At 32.3% G+C, this 10,331-nt stretch carries 6 protein-coding genes; all 6 read right to left on the minus strand.

Going from position 1 to position 10,331, the window contains the following annotated elements:
• Positions 1 to 122: 122 nt before the first annotated feature.
• Positions 123 to 1,772 carry a transglutaminase domain-containing protein gene (locus tag IJE13_RS04745; protein WP_292777653.1) on the minus strand — a complete coding sequence of 550 codons (1,650 nt, stop codon included), beginning with the start codon at positions 1,770 to 1,772 and terminating at the stop codon, positions 123 to 125.
• A gap of 371 nt (positions 1,773 to 2,143) precedes the next feature.
• Entirely contained in the window at positions 2,144 to 5,296 is a 3,153-nt protein-coding gene (locus IJE13_RS04750) for a transglutaminase domain-containing protein (RefSeq protein ID WP_292777655.1), read from the minus strand.
• Positions 5,297 to 6,138: 842 nt separating this feature from the next.
• A complete protein-coding gene (locus IJE13_RS04755) occupies positions 6,139 to 6,813 on the minus strand; it encodes an HXXEE domain-containing protein (protein ID WP_292777657.1) in 675 nt (224 codons plus the stop codon).
• Positions 6,814 to 6,988: 175 nt separating this feature from the next.
• Complete coding sequence (thsA, locus tag IJE13_RS04760) at positions 6,989 to 8,641, minus strand: thermosome subunit alpha (protein ID WP_292777661.1); 1,653 nt, start codon at positions 8,639 to 8,641, stop codon at positions 6,989 to 6,991.
• A 272-nt stretch (positions 8,642 to 8,913) separates the two neighbouring features.
• A complete protein-coding gene (locus IJE13_RS04765) occupies positions 8,914 to 9,615 on the minus strand; it encodes a DUF11 domain-containing protein (RefSeq protein WP_292777664.1) in 702 nt (233 codons plus the stop codon).
• Positions 9,616 to 9,816: 201 nt separating this feature from the next.
• Positions 9,817 to 10,254 carry a hypothetical protein gene (locus IJE13_RS04770; RefSeq protein WP_292777667.1) on the minus strand — a complete coding sequence of 146 codons (438 nt, stop codon included), beginning with the start codon at positions 10,252 to 10,254 and terminating at the stop codon, positions 9,817 to 9,819.
• Positions 10,255 to 10,331: the final 77 nt, after the last annotated feature.

Below are 10,331 nucleotides of genomic sequence, written 5' to 3' on the forward strand. Positions count from 1 at the left end.
ATAAACATTTTTAGAAAATTTCTATATATTATATTATAGATAGAAAGTATATAAAGTTTTGGATAACCTAAAAATTATGAATTTTAAAAAAAAGAATTGAAAAAAAGATTAAAAAATAAGGATTAAAATGGAATATTTCTATAGGTACGATGCTTATGATAAGATTTTGTATTCCAATTTTTTATATTCCCCAAACTATTTCTGTAACTTGTTGCATCTGCAGAATACCATCTTCCATTGACATATATTTGAGCCCAAACATGGCCTGTAGTGATTCCAGAACCGAATTTGCATCCTTTTGCATGGGAATATCTTGCCGGAATCTTAGATGCCCTACATAGTGCTACAATCAAATTGGAATGATCGCAACAATTTCCTTTCTTGGTTTTCAATGTTTTTGCTGCTCCCTTTTTGGAGTTTGCATAATAGCTATAGTCCAAGTTATCTCGGACATAATTGAAAATGGCTGTAGCCTTTTCCAATTTGGTGGAATATTTCCCTGTAAGCTTTTTGGATAGTTTTCTAATGGATTTGGTTATTTTAGCATACCCCCCACCATATAGATATTTGCTTACAGAAAGTTTTGTATTTTGGTTTAGTCCTTTCTTAAACTGTCCTGAAGGATCAATTACACATAAAATTGAAGAATTGCTGGATGGGCCATAAACTCCATTATTGTCATAGGAAAAACGTACCTTATACTCATTTCTGCTATGATTGACTGTCAGATAAGCTATGCCCTTATCATTGGTGGTTCGTGTAAAATTCTTTCCATCAATTGTAATCTTAATTTTCTGTTTCTTTAGAATTTTCCCATCTGCCCCTTTTAAAAGCACCTTAAAGTACTTTCCCTTAAGAACTGCATACACAAGAGGCTTTGTATATGTCTTCTTATATACCGGCAATTTCATTGACAGGAAAGACTTGACATAATAATCCCCACCATTGAATGTGCAATTAAACTTAACAGATTTCCTATCTGAAGGCATTTTAATATAGACTTGACCTTTTGAATCAGTGGTTCTAGTGTATTTGACACCATCTATGTAGATAATCAGCTTTTTGTTTGATAATGGAGTGCCATTTGAAGAAACCAACTTGACAGTAAAATTGGAAGACCTGTAAGCATATTTCTTAGGAGTTTTAATAATGGTTTTCTCATATAGAATAAAGCTGGAGTTTACAGATTCACTAGCATAATAGTCCAAATCCCCATCAAAAGATACAGAAATATTATAAATACCTCTTAAACTTAAATTCAAAGGCAAAACCGCAATTCCCTCATCATCGGTTATGCTAGTTTGATTGATGAAAGTTCCTTTTGGAGTTTGAATTTTAAAATTGATCACTGCCCCAATAACTGGATTATTATCTTCATCCACTAATTTGACAGTGTAGTTTTCACAACCATATATTTCCCAGTCATCAGGAGAAATTATTTCCAATGTGGTGTTCTTCAAGATAGGGTCTTCATTTTCATTATCTGTTTCATCATCAGGATCCGCATCATCCCCATCATCATCCAAATTACCATTATCATCTAAATCATCATTTGAACTAGAATCACCATCTAGTTCATCCAAATCAGCATCTAAAACATCATTGATATCCACATCTAGAGTTTCAGATACCTCAAATGAATTTCCATCATCCATATCCTCTGCTGAAACTGCAGATACAGACAATATGAATATGAAAAGCAATAATGATAAAGCAAATTTACAATTAATAGTTACACCAACCGGAAAATACTCAAGAATATTAAAAATCATTTAATTATTAAAGTTATTAAATTATTAAAGATATTTTAAAAAACTGCTAAAAAATAAAGAGATAATACTTTTTTAAAATAATAATTGAAATTTAATAATTTGCATATATATTTAACTAAATAATCATATAAAAAATTATTCTTAACTTGAATAATAAAATTAAAAAAAATAGAAATTTTAAAAACTATTAAAAAAAGTATAAAAACTATTAAAAAAAAGTATAAAAACTATTAAAAAAAAGTATAAAAACTATAAAAAAATGATAAAAATTTTAAAAAGAGAAAAATTGAGAAAATAATTAATAAAAATAAAAAATAAAAAATTTGAATAAGAGGAAAATCCTCTTATAATCCATTTTAAATACTTTAATACTAGAACGGTACAGCAGCATAATGATTTAGATTACTGTAAAAGTTAGTATTCCAATTTTGAATATTGCCTAATCTATTTCTGACACTTGTCGCATCAGCAGAATACCAAACACCATTTACAAGTATTTGAGCCCATACATGCCCAGTGACTAAACCACTTGAGAATGTACAGCCTTTAGCGTGAGAGTATCTTGCATGAATGCCTGAAGCCCTACATAAAGCCACGACCAAACTTGCCTGGTCCACACAATTACCTGAACCGGCACTTAAGGTACCTGAAGCCCCATATTTAGAGTTCGCATAATAACTGTAATCGATTTCATCTCTTACATAATTATAGATCGCTTGAGCCTTTGCCTCAGTGCTATTCAAACCATTAGTCAATTGGGCAGCCAACTTGCTAATAGCAGGGGTAATGGCTGATTGACCAGTTCCAACCAAATATTGGCTGAGGTTTGTTTCTGTATTCTTCTCATTTAAACCTTCCTTAAATTGACTGGAATTGTAAGGTATCTTAGAAGAAACATTACCTGATGGAACTACAGAGCTTTTAAATACAGAACTTTCAAAAGTACAGTATTTAGGCAAATAATTTTTAGACTTATGGAAATCTAAGATCTTAGCAAATGAAAATGTGTATAAATCAAATTCAGCCTTACCTACTAAAGAGCCAGAACTACTATAAACCTTAGCGTAAACAGGCGGAACCTTATTGGATTCCTCATGTGATATTACCCTTTTTGTCAAATCCATATACTGGGCTTGATAGACTTTAGTGTTCATGCTATCCCCTGAGGATTTGGATTTGGACATATTGTTTGGAAGAGTAATATAATTGGAGTTACTAGCATTAATATTATAGACAGCTTTAGCCATAAGATAAGAGAACTGTGAAATACTTAGTTTCTTTTTTGCTACTGTAACAGTACTTGGCAATACGTTGTTGGAGTTAACGTAATTCTTGACATTTGTAGCCGCAGCTTCAATCTCTTTAATACTGAACCTATTTGAATTGTCCTTAACAGTAACGTTTTTAGTCAATTTTGATGCCTTATAGGATGAAGACCCCGCAAAAGAGGAAACCACAGAATATTTGCCTGCACTTAAATCAATTGTTAAGGAGGCAACACCCTTAGAGTTAGTGGTCTTTGTATAAGTTTTGCCAGATATGGTAAATGTGATTTTCTGACTAGCTATTCCTTTACCATTATTATCAACCAATGTTACTGTATAAGCATTTCCCTTATTTACACTGCTGGAATTAGCCTTAATGGATGTGGCCTTTTTAGCAGGTGCAAATGCAGAGCTTTCAAAAGTACAATAATTCGGTAAGTTGTTGTTGGATTTGTGGAAATCCAATATTTTTGCAAATGCAAATGTGTAAAGATTGAAATTTGCCTTGCCAACAACCTTATTTGAACTGTTTTTGACAGACAAATAGGACGCAGGTACTTTCTTAGATTCAATAGCTGAAAATGCCCTTTTAGCCAAATCTACATATTGAGCCTTATAGACAGTAGATTTTAATGAATATGTAGAAGAATTACCATTTGAAACACCGCTTGGAAGAAGAATATCTCCCTTATTATTGGAATTCAGATTTGATACTGCTTTTGATGAAAGATAACTGAACTCGGATATCTTAAGAGTTCTGTCACCTACCTTCACGGTATTCGGCAATCTCTGATTCTTTGAAACATAATTCTTGACATTTGTAGCCGCAGCTTCAATCTCCTTCACTGTGAAAAAGTTTGGATTCTTCAAAACAGTCAAGCTTACAGACAATTTAGAAGATTTGTAAACTTTTGATCCTGCATAGGAAGTCACCATAGAGTATTTTCCTTCCCTCAAGTTTATTTGAAGATAAGCAGAACCTTTGCTATCTGTTGTCAAGGTATAAGTCTTGCTGTTGATATTGAAACTGACTTTCTGACCAGATAAAGCTTTACCACTGCTATCAGTTAAGGTAATCTTATAGTTATTTCCTCTAGTTAGAGAATTTGAACTTCCTTTAATAGCTGTGGCCTTTAAGCTAGCGGCATTATTGATTGCAGAGCTTTCAAAAGTACAATAATTCGGCAAATTATTATTAGATTTGTGGAAATCCAATATTTTTGCAAATGCAAATGTGTAAAGATTGAAATTTGCCTTTCCAACAACCTTATTTGAACTGTTTTTAACAGACAAATAGGACGCAGGTACTTTCTTAGATTCAATAGCTGAAAATGCCCTTTTAGCCAAATCTACATATTGAGCCTTATAAACAGTAGATTTTAATGAATGAGTAGAAGAATTGCCATTAGAGATACCGGATATTAAAAGAATATCCCCAGTATTTTTGGAATTTAAGTTAGATACCAACTTTGAAGCGAGATAATTGAACTCAGATATTTTTAGAGTCCTGTCCCTCACTTTAACGGTGTTCGGCAATTTCTTGTTCTTTGAAACATAATTCTTGACATTTGTAGCTGCGGCTTCAATCTCGGCAACTGTAAAGAAGTCAGGATTCTTCTTGACAGTCAATGTCACAGACAGGCTTGAAGCGCTGTATGCATTTGATCCTGCAAAGGAAGTCACCATAGCGTATTTTCCTTCCCTCAAGTTTATTTGAAGATAAGCAGAACCTTTGCTATCTGTAGTCAATGAATAAGTCTTTCCATTGATCTTGAAGCTGACTTTCTGACCGCTTAAAGCCTTTCCGCTACTGTCAGATAAGGTTATCTTATAGTTTTTTCCTCTAGTGAGAGTGGTGGAGCTTCCCTTAATGGCAGTTTTTGTTTTGGCGCTAGCCTGTAAACTTGAACTGTCTGATTGTAATGAAGCGCCTAAGACACTCTTAGAGCTTTTACCAACTGAATCATATTCCAAATCAGAATCTTCTACCGTATTATCAGTACTTAAAACTTCATTTTCCGAATTTACATTGCTTGAACCAGCATCATAAGATTCCAAATCATTTTGACCGGAATCGCCATCACTGGAAACACCAGCAAGACCATTATCAATATTGCTGGAAACGCTGGATCCGGATAGGTCATTTGAATCGGCCATAGAAACCGAGTCATCAACATCCATAGCAGAAGCAGAAGAGATTAAAAAAAATCCCATAAGCATAACTGCTAAAAGCAATGCGAGATTCTTAATTGAAATCATTTCACCTCACACTTTAGAATAATCCCAAAATTATATTTTTACAAGTATAACTTTAACATTGAATTTTAGATATTGAAATTGATATCAATATGCGGAAAAAAATTTTTATTTTTTCGAAACTCAATGTTTATCATTTAACTTTTTCAAGCAAACAATAAAGACCACCCTAAACATTTCTTAACTTGACAATTTTGCTTTAAAAACAAAAACATCAAATTAGATTAATATTTAATTTTTTTCTTTTATTATATAAACCTTACTAAAAAAAATCATTCAAAACAAGAATTTTCCATAGTTTATTCCAAAAAACAATAATTTTTTAATACTGATTTCATAATTCAGATATGGTAAATTATATGATATCGGTATAAGGGATAATGAATTAATTAAAAAGCAAAATAAGAAATTTTAATTAAAAAAATTAAAAAATACTTGATAAGTCTTTAAATAATGAAATAATACTTAAAAATACTTATTTTAATCAAAATTGAAAAAATCTGACTTTAATAAATTGAAAATAAAATAATTACCTTTATTTAACTTAAAAAAGAATTTCAAACAATTAAACATATTTGATATAAAAGTGAGTCAAGATATTATTTTTAAAATGATTATTGAAAAACCATTAAATAGAAAAAATAATCATTTAAAATAAGATTTTGACTAAATAAGCAATTTTAATTTAGTAATATTCAAAAAAGAAGCAAATGAAGTCAGAAAAAGAAAATAGAGAAATTTTTTAAAAAATTGTTAAAATTTTAAAAAAATATGATTAAAAAATAGTAAAAAAATTAAAAAATAATTAAAAAAAATTATAAAAAAATATTGAAAGAGATTAAGTTTTAATCTGATTCATATTTTTCCAAATATCCTATTTCAGAATAGGCAAATCTGGTAGTTTTAAACTTATTGGAGAGGATAAATGGTAAGCGTACTAGGAATATGATTAAAAATGCTACAAGAGCCAATCCCCATAAGTCTGACATTACAAATGATTTAGAATATACTAACCAATAAATGCCGTAAATAGCTGCTTCAAGCAATAAGCACCATGCAGTTACGAGACCTGGAGAATATAATGTCTTTTTGCCTTTGGATCTGTAGTGTCTGTATGTTAATACGCTAAACAAGGTATGCACGAATGTTTCACCGATACCAAAGAAGATTATGAATATCACTACTTTGTTTCCAAGCATTGGTGTGAGAAATGTCAATACAATGAACATTATTTCCGCTCCAAAATTTGTAACCATATCTGTAAGCTTGTTTTCAGGATAAGCAAGAGGATTATCTGACTTTTGGATTAACTTGTTCATCATGAAATGAAAACCATTTGGCCATGTAAGCTCTTCAAATACATGCAATGGTAAAAATACAGCAAGCAAACACATTAACTTTTGAGGAACATCCCATACTCCCCAATTAATTATTAAAACATTAAGCATTACGATTCCTAAAAAATATGTTGCATGTAGCCATGGTTGACCACACCATTTGTCTAAAAATGATTCTGCCATATCTATTTCTCCATTATTATTGAAAATTTAATATTTATATAAAAACAATTAAAGAACTAAAGAAATTGTAAAAACAAAGCAAAAAAAATAGAATAAAAAGTTGGCTTTTAACCCAACTTTAGGAAAAAGTTTTGGTCAAGGTTTTGCAGGCCGAAGGCCTGGAAAAGCTTGGGGGTTACATCATAGGAGGCATTCCACCCATTCCACCCATACCAGGTGCAGGAGGCATACCACTATGGTCTAAGTTTTCATCTGGGTCGACTTTTTGAAGTGCACCAGCTGCTGCAACTAAATCATCAATACGCAAGATCATTTCACATGCTTCTTGAGCTGCTTGAATAGCTTGTTTCTTGACTCTTTGAGGTTCAACAACACCAGCCTCTTTCATGTCAACAACTTTACCTTCAAATACGTCCAATCCCATATTGATGTTATCTTCATGAGCTGCTCTGAGTTCAACTAATAAGTCAATGGTGTTTAAACCAGCGTTTTCAGATAAGGTTCTTGGTACGATTTCCAAAGCGTCTGCAAATGCATTTACAGCCACTTGTTCTCTTCCGCTGATAGTGTTAGCATAAGCTTTCAATTGTCTTGCGATTTCAATTTCAGGAGCTCCTCCACCGTATACGACTTTTCCATCTTCAACAGTAGCTGCGACTACACCTAATGCATCTTCCATAGCCCTTTCAATTTCAGATGAAACATGTCTGGTACTTCCACGGATTAAGATGGAACTTGCCTTAGGATCTTCACATTCTTCAATGAAGGTTATGATTTGGTCGAATACCCTTTCTTGGTGTATGTAACCTGCCTTACCCAATACATCTGGAGTCAAGTCTTCAATATTGGTAATGAGTTCTGCACCGGTAGCTTTCATGATTCTCTTCACATCGGTGTTCTTAACTCTCTTGAAAGCCATGATTCCAGCTTTGGACAAGTGATGCTGAACAACATCATCAATACCCTTCTGACAGAACAATACATTACATCCTGAAGCGATGACCTTATCAGCAATTTCCTTAAGGGTTTCCTGTTCGCTGTCAAGGAAAGCCTGCATTTGCAATGGGTCAGTGAAGTCCACTTTAGCGTTTTCAATATCCTTCAATTCCAATGGGTATTTCATTAAGGCTATTTTAGCATCTCTCATTTCCTCAGGCATGGATTCATTAGCCCTTCCTTGGTCGATGTATATACCATCAACAATCAAGGAGTCCTCTACACTTCCACCATTGATTCTGTGAATCTTGATGAGTGTCTTATCTAACTTTTCTCCTTCTTCAACTTTGAGTGCAGCTTGAACAATTAATTTAGCCAATTCATCCTTAGCATAGTCTGAACCTTTACCTGTCATTGCAGTCTTTGCAATTCCAAACAATGTGTCTGGGTCTCTTGCATCTGTGGAAATCTCAAATAAGATGTCCATTGCCTTTGCAACAGCCAATCTGTATCCGATAAGAATGGTTGGGATTGCAATTCCATCCTCATATAATTCGAGGGCTTTCTTAAGCAATTCACCGGCAATTATAACTACAGTAGTGGTTCCGTCTCCAACTACATGTTCCTGTTTTCTTGCAATTTCCACAAGCATCTTAGCTGCAGGGTGTGCGATATCCATTTCCTGCAAGATGGTTGCACCGTCATTGGTTACAACCACATCCCCCATTTTTTTATCCACTAACATTTTGTCCATTCCCTTTGGACCGAGGGTGGTCCTTACAATGCTTGCTAATAATTGACTTGCAAAAATATTCATTCTTAAGGCTTGATTGCCTTGAAATCTTTCAGTATCATCACGTAAAATATACATAGGTTGATTAATTTGTGCCATAACAATCTCCTTATTTTAATCAGTAATAGTTTTATAATTATTTAGATAATTTTAAGGATAATATTATAATTTTACATTAAATTATCCATATAAATATAGATGGGTTTGACTTACTATAAAAAACTTTTGCTTATTAAAAATAATTTAATTAAAGCAAGATATTGAAAAAGAAAATTTAAGAAAATGAACTAAGAAATTAAAAAAAATAAAAAGTAAAAAAATTAAAAATTTTAAGAAAATGAAAGAAAATAAGTTAAAAAATAAAGAATCAATTATTGTTTTTTAAGCACTCCTAAACCCAATACTACAAAAAGGGAAATGACCAGAACCATTATAGGATTGCCTGCATTTTCCAAAGTGACTTTCTTGTTTGTTTGATTGGTAGCATTTGCTTGGGCCTTATTGGTTTTTATTTTATCTTTAGTCTTTTTAACTTTTTTACTTAACTTTTCCTTTTTATTGTCGTTCTTCTTAACGGCGGCTTTTGACTTGTCTTCAGAAACTACTTCAACATCAGACTTAACTGTGGTATTCTTATTAAGATTGTTTGAATCTGTAAAAAGTTCTGCCTTGTTAGTATAGTTTCCTGCCTTCTTTGCCTTTGCCTTAATGGTTAAAGTTGCAGTTTCACCTTTGTTCAACTTAAGAATTTCCCAATGAACCATTTCTTTATTATAATCCCCTTTGCTGGCCTTTACAGAAACTATATCAAAGTTCTTAGGGAACTTCTCTTGAACATGAATATTCCAAGCTGTGTCCAATTCATTTTTCAAAGTTATTTTCCATTCCACTTCATCTCCAACTTTGACTTTCTTGTCTCCTTCTTTGATTATGGTCAAATTGCAGTCTGGAAAATCCCCTTCGTTTTCCGGATTATCTGAAGAGACTTCATCATCAGATCCGCTTTGGGAATCATCATCAACAGTTAGGACATTGCCATCAGAAGCTGAAGAATCATCATCAATATCTGACATTTCACTAGTTGAAACAACTGAAATAGATATGAAGAGAATCAAGATTATTGCAAAGACCTTTATAATTGACTTAGGCTTAATGTTAAAACCTCCATTTAAGATTTACTTCATAATACAAAATTAATATTTGTCAGATAATCTAATTAGATAATCAGATTAAGTTTTAAAAGGCTAAAAAATATATGAAGCCCCTTGAATCAATCAGAAAAGAGGATTCATAATAATGTTTTTCTCTTTTTTAGTCATTTTATTATAAGTTACAGTAGCCTTATAAGGAGTGTAACCGTTAATCTTTTTTGTAGAAAGCAGCATAAGGTCACTGATATTTTTTGGCTTAGCAGTTCGAGTAATAACTTTTCCCTTTTTGTTCTTATAGTAAACTGTCATCTTCCTCAAGACATATGTATGAGGTCTGAAGTCATCACCTCTTTTCTTGTCATGATAGAATATTGCTGCATATACACCTTTGACATTTTGAGCATCCTTAGGCTGATAGAAAGTTAAGATCCTATCCTTGCTACCCACATCTTTATATTTGCCCATTTTAATGGTAGTTGTTGCAGCACATGCAGGTCCCATTGTAAATCCTACAACTGCAATAGCCAAAACAAGCAAAATAAAAATCTTTCTTTTATCCATTATTTTCTCTCCTAAAACTTGGTTATTATAATATATATTTTTGTAGTTAATAAGATTTTTTAAAAAGTTTTTTAAAA

The sequence above is a fragment of the Methanobrevibacter sp. genome, from assembly GCF_017410345.1.
Taxonomy (GTDB): domain Archaea; phylum Methanobacteriota; class Methanobacteria; order Methanobacteriales; family Methanobacteriaceae; genus Methanobrevibacter.